This is a genomic window from Streptomyces sp. Ru72 (assembly GCF_002920635.1).
In the GTDB taxonomy this organism is placed as follows: domain Bacteria; phylum Actinomycetota; class Actinomycetes; order Streptomycetales; family Streptomycetaceae; genus Streptomyces.
Genome location: NZ_PQSR01000005.1, coordinates 111,726 through 128,699, shown reverse-complemented (window position 1 = coordinate 128,699; position 16,974 = coordinate 111,726). Strand labels below are relative to the sequence as shown.

General features: G+C 70.0%; 15 protein-coding genes and 1 tRNA gene. 9 read left to right on the top strand and 7 right to left on the bottom strand.

The features are described 5' to 3' along the window. Nucleotides 1-60: 60 nt before the first annotated feature. Together C3488_RS04330 and C3488_RS04325 are read right to left on the bottom strand one after the other, a co-directional pair. Nucleotides 61-528: a RidA family protein gene (locus C3488_RS04330; RefSeq protein WP_103837940.1), complete on the bottom strand. Its 468-nt coding sequence runs from the start codon at nucleotides 526-528 to the stop codon at nucleotides 61-63. Further along, complete coding sequence (locus tag C3488_RS04325) at nucleotides 525-686, bottom strand: DUF4177 domain-containing protein (protein ID WP_003981536.1); 162 nt, start codon at nucleotides 684-686, stop codon at nucleotides 525-527. Before C3488_RS04325 ends, C3488_RS04330 begins: the two co-directional genes overlap by 4 nt. Before the next feature lie 199 nt (nucleotides 687-885). On the opposite strand from C3488_RS04325, the gene C3488_RS04320 reads away from it, so the two are divergent. Next, nucleotides 886-1,863, top strand: coding sequence for an ArsA-related P-loop ATPase (locus tag C3488_RS04320; protein ID WP_103837939.1), 978 nt, complete (start codon nucleotides 886-888; stop codon nucleotides 1,861-1,863). Next, on the top strand, nucleotides 1,860-3,326 hold the full coding sequence (locus tag C3488_RS04315) for an ArsA family ATPase (protein WP_258053286.1): 1,467 nt from the start codon (nucleotides 1,860-1,862) through the stop codon (nucleotides 3,324-3,326). Before C3488_RS04320 ends, C3488_RS04315 begins: the two co-directional genes overlap by 4 nt. Nucleotides 3,327-3,728: 402 nt before the next feature. Here the strand turns inward: C3488_RS04315 and C3488_RS04310 are convergent, their stop codons facing one another. Beyond that, entirely contained in the window at nucleotides 3,729-4,067 is a 339-nt protein-coding gene (locus C3488_RS04310; RefSeq protein WP_181138869.1) for a WhiB family transcriptional regulator, read from the bottom strand. 576 nt (nucleotides 4,068-4,643) lie between these two features. Here C3488_RS04310 and C3488_RS04300 point away from each other — a divergent pair. Further along, nucleotides 4,644-5,258, top strand: coding sequence for a hypothetical protein (locus C3488_RS04300; RefSeq protein ID WP_146067831.1), 615 nt, complete (start codon nucleotides 4,644-4,646; stop codon nucleotides 5,256-5,258). Nucleotides 5,259-5,263: 5 nt separating this feature from the next. Here C3488_RS04300 and C3488_RS04295 read toward each other — a convergent pair whose 3' ends face one another. Further along, on the bottom strand, nucleotides 5,264-6,502 hold the full coding sequence (locus C3488_RS04295) for an IS110 family transposase (RefSeq protein WP_103837936.1): 1,239 nt from the start codon (nucleotides 6,500-6,502) through the stop codon (nucleotides 5,264-5,266). Between the two features lie 587 nt (nucleotides 6,503-7,089). Between C3488_RS04295 and C3488_RS04290 the strand changes: the two genes are divergently transcribed. Beyond that, entirely contained in the window at nucleotides 7,090-9,390 is a 2,301-nt protein-coding gene (locus C3488_RS04290; protein WP_181138868.1) for a transglycosylase domain-containing protein, read from the top strand. 82 nt (nucleotides 9,391-9,472) lie between these two features. Here the strand turns inward: C3488_RS04290 and C3488_RS04285 are convergent, their stop codons facing one another. Next, nucleotides 9,473-9,940: a GatB/YqeY domain-containing protein gene (locus tag C3488_RS04285; RefSeq protein ID WP_103837934.1), complete on the bottom strand. Its 468-nt coding sequence runs from the start codon at nucleotides 9,938-9,940 to the stop codon at nucleotides 9,473-9,475. A 155-nt stretch (nucleotides 9,941-10,095) separates the two neighbouring features. Between C3488_RS04285 and C3488_RS04280 the strand changes: the two genes are divergently transcribed. From C3488_RS04280 to C3488_RS04265, 4 genes are all read left to right on the top strand, one after another. Beyond that, nucleotides 10,096-11,034, top strand: a complete 939-nt coding sequence (locus C3488_RS04280; RefSeq protein ID WP_103837933.1) for a metallophosphoesterase — start codon at nucleotides 10,096-10,098, stop codon at nucleotides 11,032-11,034. 67 nt (nucleotides 11,035-11,101) lie between these two features. Next, nucleotides 11,102-11,878, top strand: coding sequence for a Pr6Pr family membrane protein (locus C3488_RS04275; protein WP_103837932.1), 777 nt, complete (start codon nucleotides 11,102-11,104; stop codon nucleotides 11,876-11,878). 32 nt (nucleotides 11,879-11,910) lie between these two features. Further along, a tRNA-Pro gene (locus C3488_RS04270) sits at nucleotides 11,911-11,984 on the top strand. Between the two features lie 696 nt (nucleotides 11,985-12,680). Next, nucleotides 12,681-13,076, top strand: coding sequence for a VOC family protein (locus tag C3488_RS04265; protein ID WP_103837931.1), 396 nt, complete (start codon nucleotides 12,681-12,683; stop codon nucleotides 13,074-13,076). Nucleotides 13,077-13,169: 93 nt separating this feature from the next. Here C3488_RS04265 and C3488_RS04260 read toward each other — a convergent pair whose 3' ends face one another. Continuing rightward, entirely contained in the window at nucleotides 13,170-13,580 is a 411-nt protein-coding gene (locus C3488_RS04260; RefSeq protein WP_103837930.1) for a hypothetical protein, read from the bottom strand. After that, a complete protein-coding gene (locus tag C3488_RS04255; protein ID WP_103837929.1) occupies nucleotides 13,577-15,550 on the bottom strand; it encodes a heavy metal translocating P-type ATPase in 1,974 nt (657 codons plus the stop codon). The genes C3488_RS04260 and C3488_RS04255 overlap by 4 nt, the downstream gene beginning before the upstream one ends. A 115-nt stretch (nucleotides 15,551-15,665) precedes the next feature. On the opposite strand from C3488_RS04255, the gene C3488_RS04250 reads away from it, so the two are divergent. Then, complete coding sequence (locus C3488_RS04250; protein ID WP_103837968.1) at nucleotides 15,666-16,070, top strand: metalloregulator ArsR/SmtB family transcription factor; 405 nt, start codon at nucleotides 15,666-15,668, stop codon at nucleotides 16,068-16,070. Nucleotides 16,071-16,974 lie beyond the last annotated feature (904 nt).

Genomic DNA, 16,974 nt, shown 5'->3' with positions numbered 1-16,974 from the left:
AAGGACGTCGTCCGTGCCTTTCCGGGACGTCATCGCCCTCGCGTGGTCAGCGAGGGTCGATCACGCCTGCGTCAGCTCCACCTGGATCTCCACCTCGACCGGCGCGTCCAGCGGGAGCACCGCCACGCCGACCGCGCTGCGGGCGTGCACGCCCTTGTCGCCGAGGACCTCGCCGAGCAGTTCACTGGCGCCGTTGACGACGCCGGGCTGGCCGGTGAAGTCGGAGGCCGACGCCACGAAACCGACGACCTTCACCACGCGCGCGATGCGGTCGAGGTCGCCCGTCACGGACTTGACCGCCGCGAGAGCGTTCAGCGCGCACGTCCGGGCCAGTTCCTTGGCCTCCTCGGCGGTGACCTCGGCGCCCACCTTGCCGGTCACCGGCAACTTGCCCTCCACCATCGGCAGCTGCCCGGAGGTGTACACGTACGGCCCCGACTGCACGGCGGGCTGGTAGGTGGCGAGCGGCGGCACGACCTCCGGCAGGGTCAGGCCCAGTGCGGCGATCCGGGACTCGACCGCGCTCACGCCTGCTTCTCCCGCTTCAGGTAGGCCACCAGCTGCTCGGGGTTGTTCGGCCCGGGCACGACCTGGACGAGCTCCCAGCCGTCCTCGCCCCAGGTGTCCAGGATCTGCTTCGTGGCGTGGACGAGCAGCGGCACGGTGACGTATTCCCACTTGGTCATGGGGCCGACTGTAGCCGCTGTGGCCCAAGGGGCACTCGGTCGGCCACCATAGTGCCGACGACCTGGCGGAAAGCCGGGCGGAACGCCGCCGCGCGGGCCCGCCGGGACGGCGGAGGCGACCGGGCGGGAGGCCGACCGGAACCACGGTTGTCCACAGCCTCCCGCGTGGCCCGCGCGGGAACTGGTTAGGCTCGAGGACGTGAGCAGGCTCCAGGTCGTCAGCGGTAAGGGCGGGACCGGAAAGACCACGGTCGCCGCGGCACTCGCGCTCGCCCTCGCGACCGAGGGCAAACGCACCCTTCTGGTCGAGGTCGAGGGCAGACAGGGCATCGCACAGCTCTTCGAGACGGAGGCGCTTCCGTACGAGGAGCGGAAGATCGCCGTCGCCCCGGGCGGCGGCGAGGTGTACGCGCTCGCCATCGATCCCGAGCTGGCCCTGCTGGACTACCTCCAGATGTTCTACAAACTGGGCGGCGCGGGACGGGCCCTGAAGAAGCTCGGCGCGATCGACTTCGCCACCACCATCGCGCCCGGCCTCAGGGACGTGCTCCTGACCGGCAAGGCGTGCGAGGCCGTCCGCAGGAAGGACAGGAGCGGCCGGTTCGCCTACGACTACGTGGTGATGGACGCACCTCCCACCGGCCGCATCACCCGCTTCTTGAACGTGAACGACGAGGTGGCCGGCCTCGCCAAGATCGGCCCGATACACAACCAGGCCCAGGCCGTGATGCGGGTGCTGAAGTCGCCCGAGACGGCCGTGCACCTGGTGACGCTCCTGGAGGAGATGCCCGTCCAGGAGACCGCGGACGGGATCGCCGAACTGCGCGCGGCGAAGCTTCCGGTGGGCCGGATCATCGTGAACATGGTGCGGCCCACGGTGCTGGACCAGGCGGATCTCGACCTCGCGCACGCGGTGCCGCGGACGGCCATCGCCCAGTCCCTCTCGGGTGCCGGGCTCGGCGGCGCGCGGCGCGGCGGACTCGCGGAGCGGCTGGTGGACCCGCTGCTGAGGCAGGCCGGCGAGTACGCGGAGCGGTTCGGCCTGGAGCGCGAGCAGCGTGGCGTCCTCACGCGGCTGGGCCTGCCCCTGCACGAACTGCCGCTGCTCGCCGAGGGAATGGACCTGGCGGGCCTGTACGAACTGGCCACGGAACTGCGTCAGCAAGGGATCTCATGAGCTCGGACCCGGCCCCCACGCACGACGACCAGGCCCCCACCCAGGCCGACACGGCATCCACGCACGACGACACCGGCGACGACACGGCCCACCGGCACGCCGAGGCGGCCGATCCGGCCCACGACGCGCCGTACGCCCACGACACGGGCTCCACGCGCGTGTTGAACCCGGTACCTGTCCTGGAGATCGACCCGCTCCTGGACGACCCGCAGACCCGCATCGTCGTGTGCTGCGGCTCCGGCGGCGTAGGCAAGACGACCACGGCGGCGGCCCTGGGACTGCGCGCCGCCGAGCGCGGGCGCAAGGTGGTGGTTCTCACCATCGACCCGGCCCGCCGGCTCGCCCAGTCGATGGGCATCGACGCTCTCGACAACACCCCGCGGCGGGTGAAGGGCATCGACGACGCCGCGGGCGGCGAACTGCACGCCATGATGCTCGACATGAAGCGCACCTTCGACGAGATCGTCGAGGCGCACGCGGACCGCGAGCGGGCGGCCGCCATCCTGGGCAACCCCTTCTACCAGTCGCTCTCGGCGGGCTTCGCGGGCACGCAGGAGTACATGGCGATGGAGAAGCTGGGGCAGCTGCGGGCGCGGGACGAGTGGGACCTCATCGTCGTCGACACACCGCCCTCCCGCTCGGCGCTGGATTTCCTGGACGCCCCCAAGAGGCTCGGGTCCTTCCTGGACGGCAGGCTGATCCGGGTGCTGATGGCCCCGGCGAAGATGGGCGGCCGCGCGGGGATGAAGTTCCTGAACGTCGGCATGTCGATGATGACGGGCGCCCTGGGCAAGCTGCTCGGTGGTCAGCTCCTGAAGGACGTCCAGACGTTCGTGGCCGCCATGGACACCATGTTCGGCGGGTTCCGCACGCGCGCTGACGCCACCTACAAGCTGCTTCAGGCGCCCGGTACTGCGTTCCTGGTGGTGGCGGCCCCGGAGCGGGACGCGCTGCGGGAGGCCGCGTACTTCGTGGAGCGCCTGGCCGCCGAGGACATGCCGCTGGCCGGCCTGGTACTCAACCGGGTCCACGGCAGCGACGCCGCCCAGTTGTCGGCCGAGCGGGCGCTCGCCGCCGCGGAAAATCTTGACGAGTCCCGCATTGTGGATCAGCGGGGCGGGAAAGCTGGACTTCGTAACGCTCCCGACACGTACGGCAGTTCAGAATCGCCCTCTTCCGGAGCATCTGGCCCCGGCGCGGACTCCCCCACCGCCACGGACCAGGACCGGAGCGTCGAGCACCTCGCCGTGGGTCTGCTGCGACTGCACGCCGAGCGTATGCAGTTGCTCTCCCGAGAGCAGCGCACGCGTGACCGTTTCACCGCGCTCCACCCCGAGGTGGCCGTGGCGGAAGTGGCCGCACTGCCCGGCGACGTCCACGACCTCGCGGGGCTACGGGACATCGGTGACCGCCTCGCGGCCAACCAGCCCGATCGCCCCGAGGAGCGCGAGGCATACGCGTGAGGGGCCCGGCATGCTCGCCGGGACGCGGCGGAGACGGGTGTACGACCGCCGGGCGCCCGGGGCGCTCGGAGGACCGAGGCAGGCATACGGCCGAGTGTGAGCCCTTGGGCGCGGCTGTCAGCCTCGCAGGGTCGGGCAGGCAGGGCAGCTGACGCCCGCGCGCCGCCCGCGTCGGCGCACCCGCCCGGTCGTGCCGCGCCCCGCGTGGCACAGACGCGCGGTCCCGCAGGCCATGACACAACCGCGCCCGGCGGCGCCCTCCTTGAAGAGGGCCCTCGAACAGGACCGTCGAAGGACCCCTGCGAGAAGACCCAGGTCGGAGTGGATGGCACGCCGAGGGCACCATGAGGTGTCCGTTGCCCGCCGTCGGCGGCGGGCGCCCGCCTCGGACGGTGGCCGCCCTCAGCTCACCGCCGCGTAGTTCTCGTACGTCTCTTCCTCACCGAGGGGCAGCAGGCCCGCCCCGCGCTCGTATTCCGTACGCGCGGTCTCCAGCAGGCGACGCCAGGAGGTGACGGTCGGCCGCCTGCGCAGCAGTGCGCGGCGCTCCCGCTCCGTCATGCCACCCCACACGCCGAACTCGACGCGGTTGTCCAGCGCGTCCGCCAGGCATTCCGTGCGTACCGGACATCCGGTGCACACCGCCTTGGCCCTGTTCTGCGCTGCTCCCTGAACGAACAGTTCATCCGGATCGGTAGTGCGGCAGGCCGCCTGCGCACTCCAGTCGGTTACCCAGCCCATACCGGCGCCGTCCTCTCCCGAATCGAGGCTCCCCCACGGCGGCAGCGGCATATTCACCGCCGCCAGTTGAGGACGTTACGGAAGGAGGGGACAGCGCAACACCCCCTTCGGGCCCAATCTTGAATGGTCCGAACGGACTATGGGTAAACGGCAGATCACCCGTGGGAGTGAGCTGGTAACGAACGTTACTTTCCGGACAAACCAGGACAGTTCAGTGGCGTCACAACGGACGCCTGATGACACACAAGGCGAATCCGGGCACGCATCCGCCAAGAAAGTTCGAGGAACACCGGAACGATTCGGGGTCGCCGGACGTACTTGATACGTGGCCCTACCGCTGTGACAGTTGGGAGCAGCTTAGGCCAAGGCCTGTACGCGTGTCCGGCGAATGAGAACGTAGACACCTCACGTTGCTATGCCGTCAAGCCAGTCGGCCGTGAGGGCCGGGGGCTTCGAACAGCCCCGACCGCGCTTGGAGAGAATCCCGGCATGGTGATGGCACGGCACTGGTACTCCTCGTCGCCCGTCGTGGACGGGCACCCGCTCCTGGATGAGCCGGGGTTCTGGCCTGCGTACTTGGCGGACCTGGCCGAGGGGTTCGAGCCGGAAGCCTTCGGATCGGACGCGGGTGACGCGGACGCCATGCTCGACAGGCTCCACGACCCGTCGGCGTGGCCCATGTTCACGGTGCCATTGGCTGGCGGCTTCGCGATCGTCGTGCACTTCAACAGCGGCGAGGAGTTCACGACCACGGACTACTTCCTCACGCATCCCGACTGGAGCCAGGATCTCGTTCTGGCCAGCGACGATCAGGACCGCATCGGCCCGGGGCTGTGCTGGCCCGAGCTCGCCGCCCTGGTGGAGGCACCACCGGGTGCGGAAGGCGTCACCGACTCTCACGCCCGTCTCCTCCTGCTTCTGCCTGTTCTCGGCGACGCGGCGGTTCCGGACGAGGCAGTGACCGCCGTGGTCCAAGCGCTCATCGCTCAGGGTGCTCCTGAGTCGAGCGAGACGTTGGCCAGACACCTGCTCCAGGGACACCCGATGTGGGGCGCCGAGGACTGGTGGTTCGATGATGACGAACAGAGCTGGCTCTGCGAAGGCGAACACAGCCCCCGGAAAGTCCCCCTCGGCGACCACCTGCGCCCGCAACAGCGAGCCGCCCTCGAAGCCTGCCTCACTCCACGCTGACCAGCTCAAGCCGCTCTGACAACAGCCTCGGAGGAAGGGGCGCCGAAGGCGAGCGACTCGTCGTAAGTCCTGCCCTGCTTCAGGCAGTGGTAGAGCTGTCCGATCATGCGGTTGAAGAGGTTGCGCTGGGCGGCGGCGTGCCAGTCGCCTTGTTCGCGTCGGCGCCGGTAGTGGGCGTTGGCTCCGGTAGATGCCCGGAGTGAGGCGAAGGCCCAGAGGTAGCCGGCGTGGTTGAGGCGGTCGTTCTTCACCCAGCGTCTGGTGATGGCGGACTTCTTGCCGGAGGCGCGGGTGATGGGCGAGGAGCCGGCGTAGGCCTTCAGGCCGCGGGCGTCGGCGAAGCGGGTGCGGTCGTCGCCGATCTCGGCCAGGACGCGGGCGGCGAGCTGGATGCCGAGGCCGGGGAAGCTCAGCAGGATCTCGGCGTCCGGATGCTGGGGGAAGGCCTCTTCCACCGCCTCGGCGAGCTGGTCGGCGGCGGTGCAGGCAGCGTCCAGCTGGATGAGGAGGGCGAGCATCTGCTTGCCGAGCGCTTCCTCGATCAGTGGAGGCTGGTGGGCCCACTCGGCACGGAAGACTTCGCGGAGGCGCTCGGCCTCGGCTTCGATGCCGCGCTGGCGGCCGGCTCGCTTGAGCGCGGCCTGGATCTGGGTGCGAGTCAGGCGCGCGGCCCGGGCCGGGGTCGGGGCGGTCTTGAGGAGTTCGCGGGCCTCGGGACGGCACAGGCCGTTGGCCCAGGCGGCGAAGGCGGCCAGGGCGGCGGGGTAGTACTCGCGCAGCAGAGACCGGAGCTGGTTGGCGAGCTGCTGCCGGTTCCAGAGGGAGTCCTGCTGGGCGCGGGCCAGGACGCTGATCGCGCGGCCGATGTCGCTGTCGTCGGGCAGGGGCCGGTGGGCGTGCATGTCGGTGCGGAGGATGTTCGCCAGGACCAGGGCGTCGCCGGGATCGGACTTCTTGCGCGAGACGGAGTGCCGGTCGCGATAGCGGGCGGCGGCCATCGGGTTGATCGCGTACACCTTGCGCGTGCCGGTCCGCAGGACGGCCACCAGCAGGCCGCGGGAGGTCTCGATCGCGACCGGGATCGGGTCCTCCTCGCTGTCGCCGTACTCGGCGAGCAGTTCCAGCAGGATCTTGTAGCCGGCAGCGTCGTCGGTGATGTGTCGCTTGGCCAGCAGCTGGCCGGTGTCGTCGACCAGGGCGACATCGTGGGTTCGTTCCGCCCAGTCGATTCCGCAGTAGATCAAGGTTCCCCTCCCCAGAGTTCGGTGTTTGCGCTGGTCACGAGCGCATGCGGGCCACGCAGCGACCTAATCCCAGGCCTCGACCGCGTCGCGGTCGGGCCGCCACCTCACTAGCCGTTCGTGGCACCAGCGCATCCCACGGGCCTCGGTCTATGCGAGAGCTCAGACGGCTCGGGCGCATCGAGAGGTCACCGTGCGATGGGCTCGCACCACCACCACAAACGCGTGATCAAGTCGAGAGGTGTTGACGCGCGACGGCCCTGGACGCCGCCGCTCTCTTAATAGGCATCGATGCCGGGTGAGTTTTGGGCATACGTCCAGCGCCGACGGGCGCCAACACCGCTTGTGGTGGCGGCCACGGAGACGCCGGACGGCGCATTGTCTAGCCATAGGCATCTCGGGCCGGGCGCGTACGAAGCGTCCGCCCGGCGCCCACGTGACCGCCACCACAACTCGCACCAGACCGTGCACCGATCTACGTTGAGGCCTCCGCGGCCCGGCTGCACTTGGATGTCACGGTCTGGTACTCGAACGCCCCGAGAAGCACCCGCTCCGTCGGAACGCTCATAACTACGGATTAGGCTGCCCTCATGCCAAAAAAGCGCTCGGGCGGGGGGCAGTCCCCCGTGCAGCAGGCCGCCAAGTTCCTCGGAGTGAGTGTGCTCGCGGGGGCCGTGATGGCCGGCATCGCGCTGCCCGCCGCGGGTGCGCTCGGACTCGTGGCCAAGGGGTCGGTCCAGGGATTCGACGACATCCCGGCCAATCTGAAGAGCCCCCAGCTCAGCCAGCGCACCACGATCCTGGACAGCCAGGGCGGTCAGATCGCCACGGTCTACTCGCGCGACCGCACGGTGGTGGACCTCAAGGACATGTCGCCGTACGTGCAGAAGGCGATCGTCGCCATCGAGGACTCGCGGTTCTACCAGCACGGCGCGATCGACCTCAAGGGCGTCCTGCGCGCGCTGAACAAGAACGCGCAGAGCGGCGGAGTGGCCCAGGGCGCCTCCACGCTCACCCAGCAGCTGGTGAAGAACTACTTCATCGAGGAGGCCGGCGACGACCCGACCAAGGTCGCCCAGGCCACCCAGCAGACCCTCGGCCGCAAGGTCCGCGAGCTCAAGTACGCGATCCAGATCGAGGAGAAGCTCGGCAAGAAGAAGATCCTCGAGAACTACCTGAACATCACCTTCTTCGGCCAGCAGGCCTACGGCGTCGAGGCCGCCGCCGAGCGCTACTTCTCCAAGCACGCCAAGGACCTGAACCTTCAGGAGTCCGCGCTCCTCGCGGGCCTCGTCCAGTCCCCGACGCGCTACGACCCCGTGAACGACGCGGCGGAGGCCAAGCAGCGGCGCAACGTGGTGCTGCAGCGCATGGCCGACCTGCACGACATCTCTCAGGCGGACGCCGACAAGGCCAAGGCGACGGGCCTCGGCCTGCACGTGAGCCAGCCGAAGAACGGCTGCATCACGGCCGTCAAGGGCGCGGGCTTCTTCTGCGACTACGTCCGCGAGGTGTTCCTGAACGACCCGATCTTCGGCAAGACCCAGGCGGAGCGGGCCAAGACCTGGAACGAGGGCGGTCTGACGATCCGCACCACGCTCGACCCGCAGGCTCAGGACTCGGTGCAGAAGTCCATCAAGAACCACGTCAACAAGAGCGACGAGGTGGCCACGGCCGCGACCATCGTCGAACCGGGCACCGGCAAGATCCTCGCGATGGGCCAGTCCCGTCCGTACGGCTTCGGCAAGGACGAGACCCAGATCAACCTGTCCGTGGACAAGGACATGGGCGGCGGCGCCGGCTACCAGGGCGGTTCGACCTTCAAGCCGATCGTGGCCGCGGCCGCCATCGAGGGCGGCAAGCCGGCCACCCAGGAGTACTCGTCGCCGTACGAGATGGAGTACCCGAGCCCGGTCTCCGCCTGTGACGGCAAGCAGTGGAAGAACACGGACGGCACCAAGCTCACCAACGAGAGCAAGACGGAGCACGGCCCGTACCGCATGAAGGAGGCGACCGCCAAGTCGGTCAACACCTACTACGTGCAGCTGATCAGCGACATCGGCATCTGCCCGGTGATAGACACGGCCAAGAAGATGGGCTTCCACCGCGCCGACGGCGCGCCCATCGCCCAGGCCCCGTCGATCGCGCTCGGCACGCAGGAGGTGGCGCCGCTGACCATGGCGAGCGCGTACGCGACCTTCGCCGACCGCGGCACCTACTGCACGCCGGTCGCGATCGAGTCGATCACTCAGACCGTCGGCAAGCAGAAGAAGTCTCTGCCGGTCCCGAAGTCGACGTGCTCGCGCGCGATGTCGGAGACCACCGCGGACACGATCAACACGCTTCTGAACGGCGTGGTCGAGGACGGTACGGGTACGGAAGCCGGCCTCGGCAGTCGCCCGAGCGCGGGCAAGACCGGCACGACGGACTCCCGGTACGCGGCCTGGTTCGTCGGCTACACGCCGAACATGGCGGGCGCGGTCTGGGTCGGCGACCCGGCGCACAAGCGACAGATGTACAACATCACCATCGGCGGCGTCACCTGGGACAAGGTCTACGGCGGCAAGGTCCCGGGCCCGATCTGGCGCGACATGATGACGGACGCGCTTGCGGGCAAGCCGGCCCCGGACTTCAACCTCGTCGACATCCCGGACGACCACGACCGGGACAAGGGCAACGGGAACGGCGACGGCCACGGAAACGGCAACGCCAACGGCGGGCAGCAGACGATCGGCGGGCTGATCGGCGGCCTGACCACCGGCGGGGCGGCGGACAGCGGCGGTACCACCGGCGGACAGCTCCCGACGCCCACCTTCTCCTTCCCCGACGGCTTCATCCAGGGCACCGGAAACGGCGGCAACGGGAACGGCACCGGCGGGCGAAGGGGGTAGCCCCTCTCACGACAGCGGGGGCGCTCCTCTCGGTGAGAGGAGCGCCCCCGTCGGCTTGTGCGCCCGCGAGCGGGCGGCCGGTTCAGCCGCTCGCGAGGAGCTGCTTGACCACGGCGGCGACGCGGCCGCCCTCCGCCTGGCCGGCCACCTTGGGGTTCACGATCTTCATGACCTGCCCCATGGCGCGCGGGCCCTCGGCGCCCGCCGCCTTCGCCTCCTCCACGGCCTGCGCGACGATCTGCCGCAGCTCGTCGTCGGACAGCTGCTTGGGCAGGTACGCGGCGAGCACCTCGCCCTCCGCCTTCTCCCGCTCGGCCTGTTCGGCGCGACCGCCCTGAGCGAAGGCGTCGGCGGCCTCCCGCCGCTTCTTCGCCTCACGGGTGATCACCTTGGTGACCTCCTCGTCGGAGAGCTCGCGCTTCTCCTTGCCCGCGACCTCCTCCTTGGTGATCGCGGCGAGCGTCAGCCGGAGCGTCGAGGAGCGGAGCTCGTCGCGCTCCTTGATCGCGGCGTTGAGGTCTTCCTGGAGCTTCGACTTGAGCGTGGTCATGCCTCTGATTGTCGCAGGTGCGGTGGGGCGACTGCCCGTACATTTCCGGGGCGCGGTGGGTGACCGGGGCCGTGGGTGCCGATCGCGGGTGCCGCCGGGTCGGGGTTGTCCACAGGTGAACGCGGGGCGGCCGCCGGTTCTGACACGATGGTCGTATGCGCGCACGATACGGAGTACCCCTGGGAATCACGGCGGTTGCCGCCGCCGGACTGCTCTACTCGGCCGGCTTCGAGGCCCGTTCCTTCCGGCTGCGCCGGGTGACGGTCCCGGTGCTGCCCCCGGGGGCACACCCGCTGCGCGTCCTGCAGGTCTCCGACATCCACATGGTGAGCGGACAGCGCAAGAAGCAGCGCTGGCTGCGCTCACTGGCGGGCCTGCGCCCCGACTTCGTGATCAACACCGGCGACAACCTCTCCGACCCCGAGGGTGTGCCGGAGGTGCTGGACGCGCTGGGGCCGCTGTTGGAGTTCCCGGGGGCGTACGTCTTCGGTTCGAACGACTACTACGGCCCGAGGCTCCGCAACCCGGCCCGCTACCTGGTGGAGAAGGCGAGGGGCCACCACGGTCTGAACGGCAATCCGCCGGTGGTCGGCGCCATCCACAACCCCTGGGAGGAGCTGCGCGACAGCTTCGACGCGGGCTGGCTGAACCTGACGAACACCCGGGGCACCCTGAAGATCGAGGGCCTGGAGATCGAGCTGACGGGCGTGGACGACCCGCACATCAAGCGCGACCGGTACGCGCGCGTGGCGGGCGGCCCGTCCCCCTCGGCGGACTTCTCGATGGGTGTGGTCCACGCGCCGTATCTGCGCACCCTGGACGCGTTCACGGCGGACGGCTACCCGCTGATCCTGGCCGGCCACACCCACGGCGGCCAGCTGTGCATCCCCTTCTACGGCGCCCTGGTCACCAACTGCGACCTGGACACGGACCGGGTGAAGGGCCTGTCACGGCACACGGCTGAGGGCCGGACGTCGTTCCTGCACGTGTCGGCGGGCTGCGGCACGAACCGCTACACGCCGGTACGGTTCGCGTGCCCTCCGGAGGCGACGCTGCTGACGCTGGTGGAGAGGGAGGCGTCGCCCGAGGCGTAGCCCGAGCCATACCCCACCCGGACCATCCCGTATCGCCCCTTCTGCCCCATCCGCTTAGCGTGAGGGCATGATCGCGCCGATACCCAAGGAGATCCCGGACCTCCCCGCGGTGCCGGGCAAGCCGACGCTCGCACCGTCCATCGTCCCCGCCGCGGCCGTGGTCGCCCCCGTACGCCGCCCCGCAGCGGCCCGCTACCGTCTGCTGGTGGCGCTGACGGCCGCGGTGGCGGTGGCCGCGGACCTGGCCCTCGGCAGCCCCGCCCGGGTCCTGAGCTACTTCACCATCCAGGCCAATGTGCTGCTGGCCGTGACCTTCACCCTGTCGGCCTGGCGGGCCCGAACGGCCCGCTACCCGCTGCCTCCGCTGATCACCGGCGGCACGCTGTTCTACGCCCTGATCGCGAGCCTGGTCTACCACGTGCTCCTGGTGCACGAGCCGGGCCCCTTCTCGATGACGGACCGGCCCACGATCTGGTCCGCACTCGCCAACCAGGTGCTGCACACGGTCACCCCGATCGCGGCCCTTCTGGACTGGCTGCTGCTGACCCGCCCGGCTCCCCTGGGCCTGCAGCACGCCACGCGCTGGCTCCTCTACCCGCTGGCGTACCTGATCTTCACCCTGGCCCGCGGCGCACTGCTCCCACCGACCGCGCAGGCGCGCTACCTCTATCCGTTCATGGACGTCGCCCACCTCGGCTACAAGAGCACCCTCGCCAACGCACTCCTGCTCGGCCTGGCCTTCTTCGGTCTGGCCCTCCTGCTGGTCCTCGCCGACCACGTCCGCCCGGACCCGACGCGCCGCCGCCGGAAAACCGGATTTCGTCTCCAGCCACCAGTGGGCTAAAGTAAACGTCGTCGCCGCGACAGCAGCGACACCGGGGTGTAGCGCAGCTTGGCAGCGCGCTTCGTTCGGGACGAAGAGGTCGTGGGTTCAAATCCCGCCACCCCGACAGTGAAGTACCAGGTCAGGGGCCTGATCCGCAGTGCGGGTCGGGCCCCTGAGTGGTTCCTGGGGTCGTTTTGGGAGTCGCTTTCGAGCCGAGTTCGGATCTGACTCCCGGACACGCTCCGCAAGATCAGGCGCTGGGCACGCACTGCCCGGCAGAACGGCTTATCGCCTTTGTCAGGCCCGCGAGCTGTGGCACGGCGCAACGGTGACCGCCGCCCACCCAGCGCCCATGACCCGCCACAGTTCCGTAAGGGGGAGAGGAGCCACTCCGCGGCCCACGGCAGGATCGTGCGCGAAAGGGTGGCGATGAGGATGGACGGGGGCCGGCTGTCGCGCTCCTCCGCGAACATGATGGCTCAGCGCTCGGCCGGCTTGCCCTCAATGCCGCCATACCCGGGCGAGTGCGTCATCAGTGCCTGCCGCATCCCAGGCGGGATGTGGTCGTAACGCGAGCCGTCCTCATGCATGGCCCATGCGTTCACCATGAGCTTCGGTAGGGTTCGCGCTTCTGTCATTTTGAAAGGCGGGGCGTCGTGGCCGGGGTTCGCCTGGTGGCGACCAGTGGGCGGCAGTGCGGAGCCGCACCAGCCTCCCGAGAATCGTCCCCGTAATGAGGACAGAATCTGACCTAACCAGCGCCTACAGTCACGGCATCGGCCGGGATGCGGTATCCGCGGCGGGAGGGAAGGGGACATCCATGCTGAGAGGACTCACCACCGTCAGTTTCTGGGCCGCTGATCTGTCGGCAGCGAAGAACTGGTACACAGAACTGCTGGGTGTGGAGCCGTACTTCGAGCGGCCTGGGTACGCCGAGTTTCGTCTCGGCGACTACCAGCACGAGCTGGGGCTGATCGACAGCCGCTACGCGCCCGCCGGTTCGGGGACCGGGCCAAGCGGTGCTGTCGTGTACTGGCATGTCGACGATGTGAGCGCAACTCTCGCAAGGCTGCTGTCCCTGGGGGCAAAGGAGTACCAACCACTCACGGACCGCGGCGCGGGCTTCGTCACCGCCGCCGTGACCGATCCCTTCGGGAACATCTTGGGCTTCATGCACAACCCGCACTACCTCGATGTGTTGGGAACGCGCCGATAACAGCAGTGGGTGCGGCGAGAGGTGTCTGTCGGTCAGGCAGTGACATGAGAGGGGCCGTACAGGCTCCTCGGCCGAGGCCGCTACCAGGTCGGGTCATCCCTCGACAGCACGGCGAATACGCCGGGACGGTGTGAACGCGTACAGGTCGAGGATGCCGGGCGGGTCGGCCAGGCCGGGGCCGCCTGCGGTGATCCAGTCGGCGATGTCGGCGGTGGCGTCCGAGTCGTTGACCAGCCCCAGCCACACCGGCCGGCCGCCGGCCGCCCGTCCCGTGGCGGAGGGCTGGACGACCATCACGTTGCCGTGCTCGCAGGCGTCCAGGCATCCGGTCACCCGGACCTGTGCGGTGTCGGCGAGTGCCTGCCGCAGCCTGGCGAGTTGCTCGGCATGGTCCAGGCCAGGGATCTTCGAGGTGCCGCAGCAGCAGCCGCGGCAGACGGTGACCGTGCAGCGGGCCGGCTGCGCCGCTGCGGCCGGGCCGGTGGTGCGGACGCGGCGGCTCACTGGTCGATCCCCCCTCGGGCGCGGCGCCAGGCGCGGTCGGTCAGCAGGCGCAGGCCGTTGAGGCCGACGATGACGGTGGAGCCCTCGTGTCCGGCGACGCCCAGAGGCAGCGGCAGGGTGCCCGCGAGGTCCCAGAGGACCAGGCCGGTGATGAAGACGGCGGCGATCACCAGGTTCTGCACCACCAGGCTGCGGGCCCGGCGGGAGAGTGCGATCACGGTGGGGATGGTGGCGAGTTCGTCGCGGACGACGACTGCGTCGGCGGTCTCCAGGGCCAGGTCGGATCCGGCCCGGCCCATGGCGATGCCGGTGTGGGCGGCGGCCAGCGCGGGAGCGTCGTTCACGCCGTCGCCCACCACGAGCACCTTGCGTCCGGCGTGCTCCAGCTCCCGCACCGCGGCGACCTTTTCGTGCGGCAGCAGACCGGCGCGCACATCCGTGATGCCGACTTCCGCGGCAAGCCGGGCGGCGGCGCGCGGGTTGTCCCCCGTGACCAGCATCGGGGTGCTGCCGCTCAGGCGACCCAGCGCAGCGGTGGTGGCGGCGGCCTCCTCGCGCAGCCGGTCGGCGATGCCCATCACTCCCACCGGCGTGCCGTCAGCCGTGATCAGAACCGCGGTGCGACCCTCCTCCTCCAGGCCGGCGGCGACCGTCGCGGCCGGGTGAGTGCCGGCGTCCAGCAGGCGAGCGGGACTGCCGACCGCGATCGCGCGGCCGGCCACCGTCGCGGTGACGCCGGTGCCCGGAGCGGAGACGAAGTCATCGACCGGCGGAATGTCCAGACCACGGGTGCGGGCTGCGTCCACGACGGCGCGGGCCAGCGGGTGCTCGCTGGGATGCTCGGCCGCCGCCGCCAGCCGCAGGACCTCCTGCTCGCTCAGGCCGGACCCGGTCAGCGGGCGGACGTCGGTGACCCGTGGGGTGCCCTCGGTCAGGGTGCCCGTCTTGTCCAGCGCGACGGCGTCCACCTGGCCGAGGCGTTCCATGACGACGGCCGACTTCACCAGCACGCCATGGCGGCCGGCGGTGGCGATCGCGGACAGCAGTGGCGGCATGGTGGCCAGTACCACCGCGCACGGCGAAGCGACGATCATGAAGGTCATCGCGCGCAGCAGCGTGGACCGCAGGTCGGCGCCGAACAGCAGCGGCAGCACGAAGAGTGCCACCGTGCCCGCGACCATGCTCAGGGAGTAACGCTGTTCGACCTTCTCGATGAACAGCTGGGTCGGCGCCTTGGTCTTGGACGCCTCCTCGACCAGGGCGACGATCCGTGCGATCACGGAGTCGGACGGGTCCCGTTCCACCTTCACCCGCAGCGCGCCGGTGCCGTTCAGGGTGCCGGCGAACACCTCGTCCCCGGTCCCCTTGGCCACCGGCAGCGGCTCGCCGGTGATCGTGGCCTGGTCGACCTCACTGGCCCCGTCCAGCACCCGCCCATCGGCACCGATCCGCTCACCTGGCCGCACCAGGATCGTGTCACCCACCCGCAACTGCTCGGAGGGCACGGTCTCCTCGTGGCCGTCATCCATCAGACGGGTGGCGGTGGCGGGGGCCAGGTCGAGCAGCCCGCGCACCGAGTCCGCGGTGCGGGTGGTGGCGATCGCCTCCAGCGCACCGGAGGTGGCGAAGATGACGATCAGCAGCGCCCCGTCCATTACCTGCCCGATCGCGGCCGCACCGAGCGCGGCGACGACCATGAGCAGGTCCACGTCCAGGGTCTTCTCCTTCAGCGCCCGCAGGCCTGCCCAACCCGGCTCCCAACCACCGGTGACGTAGACGGCCCCGAACAACAGCCCCCACGACCACGCGGGTGCCCCGGTCAGGTACAGCGGCAGCGCGATCAGGAACAGCCCCAGCGCGGTCGCCGCCCACCGGGCCTCCGGCAGCGTGAAGACACGGGTGCGCCGCCGTGGCGCCACCGCCTCGCGGACCGCGCCGGGCGGCGCCGGGCGGGTGAGAGTGGAAGACATCGACACGGGGTCCTTCACGGATCGGGGGCGGAACACGGTCCGGCCCCACCACCGTAGCAGGAACGAATGAAGAGACATTCATGTGTTCATGGGAGGTGCCCCGTACCATGTGCGCATGGGTCATGGAGCCGCACCGCCAGCCGGAAGCGTCCCGCGCGGACACCTGGACGCCGCCAGCGCGGCGAAGGTCGCCACCACCCTCCAGGCACTGGCGACCCCCTCACGGCTGCTCATCCTCGCCCGCCTGCGGCAAGGCCCCCTGCCCGCGACCGAGTTGGCCGCCGAGGTCGGCATGGAACAGTCCGCCTGCTCCCACCAACTGCGCCTGCTGCGCAACCTGGGCCTCGTCGTCGGCACCCGAAAGGGCCGCTCAGTGGTGTACTCCCTCTACGACAACCACGTCGCCGAACTCCTCGACCAGGCCGTCTACCACGTCGAGCACCTCCGCCTCGGCCTGAGCGACACCGCCGGCACCGGCACTGAGCCGGAGCGGGAAGAGGCGCCCGTCGCGGGCGCCTGACCGACCCCGGTCGACAGCCGGGCGGTGATCATGACGATCGGTACGGCGGAGCGGGTGCACAGCCTGCCGCAGACGTCCGGGCCGCCCATGTCGGGCAGGCCGTCCGCGCCCCGGAACCCGGACGCTGCCGTGACTGTCGAGCGGGGCCGCACAGTCGACCGGTGACCGCCTCCGCATAAGGCAGAGCCCTGCATATGCATTCGCGGTGATTCCGTGAAGGAATAAATGAGGAATTCGTTCGAATTCACATGCCCTCCATTTTCTTCATGGAATGCGATGCACTGGTTTGGTACGGGGAGGTCCGTTCTCACAGTCCGGCAGGGGTCGACCCTGAGGCATTGAAACGGGCGATTAACTGACGCGTAGCTGGGGGGAATCCTCGTCCCGGTCCACTCCTGGGCACTGCCTTTCACGCACAGCGTCAGGAGGGGCCATGTCCTTTTTCGCCAGGGCGTCCTGGCCGGGAGACCATCGCGACGAGATCGTGGCGGGGGCGCTGGTCGCGGCGGTGATCGTCGTGCTCGGATACGCCTCCGGCATCGGCGCGCCGGCACCCACGGCCCTGGGCACCGCCACACCGCCCGCAGCCCCGGCTCCGTCCCCTCCCGTCGGCCCTTCCCAGGGTGCGGCCTCCGGGGATTCCGGAAATCCCGGTGGCGATATGGGGGCCGGTTCATCGGTGGGTTCCTGGGCCGAAGGCGGCGGTGCCGGAATTCCCGTCGTCAGCGACACGTCTTCTTCCGGTGAGCACGGCGGCCACGGCGGTTCCGACGCCGGCGGCGGGGACGGAGGCGGGATGCCCGTGCCCGGCCCCTCCGATTCGCCACCCGATCACCCTCCGTCCGCGCCTTCCCCCACTCCTTCTCCGTCGCCGTCGGACGGCTGCCGGAAGGGGGAGGTGCAC

Coding starts and splice junctions, on each gene's coding strand:
- C3488_RS04325 (WP_003981536.1), bottom strand. CDS start 686: ATGACCAAGTGGGAATACGTCACCGTGCCGCTGCTCGTCCACGCCACG.
- C3488_RS04315 (WP_258053286.1), top strand. CDS start 1,860: ATGAGCTCGGACCCGGCCCCCACGCACGACGACCAGGCCCCCACCCAG.
- C3488_RS04310 (WP_181138869.1), bottom strand. CDS start 4,067: ATGGGCTGGGTAACCGACTGGAGTGCGCAGGCGGCCTGCCGCACTACC.
- C3488_RS04290 (WP_181138868.1), top strand. CDS start 7,090: ATGCCAAAAAAGCGCTCGGGCGGGGGGCAGTCCCCCGTGCAGCAGGCC.
- C3488_RS04285 (WP_103837934.1), bottom strand. CDS start 9,940: ATGACCACGCTCAAGTCGAAGCTCCAGGAAGACCTCAACGCCGCGATC.
- C3488_RS04280 (WP_103837933.1), top strand. CDS start 10,096: ATGCGCGCACGATACGGAGTACCCCTGGGAATCACGGCGGTTGCCGCC.
- C3488_RS04275 (WP_103837932.1), top strand. CDS start 11,102: ATGATCGCGCCGATACCCAAGGAGATCCCGGACCTCCCCGCGGTGCCG.
- C3488_RS04265 (WP_103837931.1), top strand. CDS start 12,681: ATGCTGAGAGGACTCACCACCGTCAGTTTCTGGGCCGCTGATCTGTCG.
- C3488_RS04255 (WP_103837929.1), bottom strand. CDS start 15,550: ATGTCTTCCACTCTCACCCGCCCGGCGCCGCCCGGCGCGGTCCGCGAG.
- C3488_RS04250 (WP_103837968.1), top strand. CDS start 15,666: ATGGGTCATGGAGCCGCACCGCCAGCCGGAAGCGTCCCGCGCGGACAC.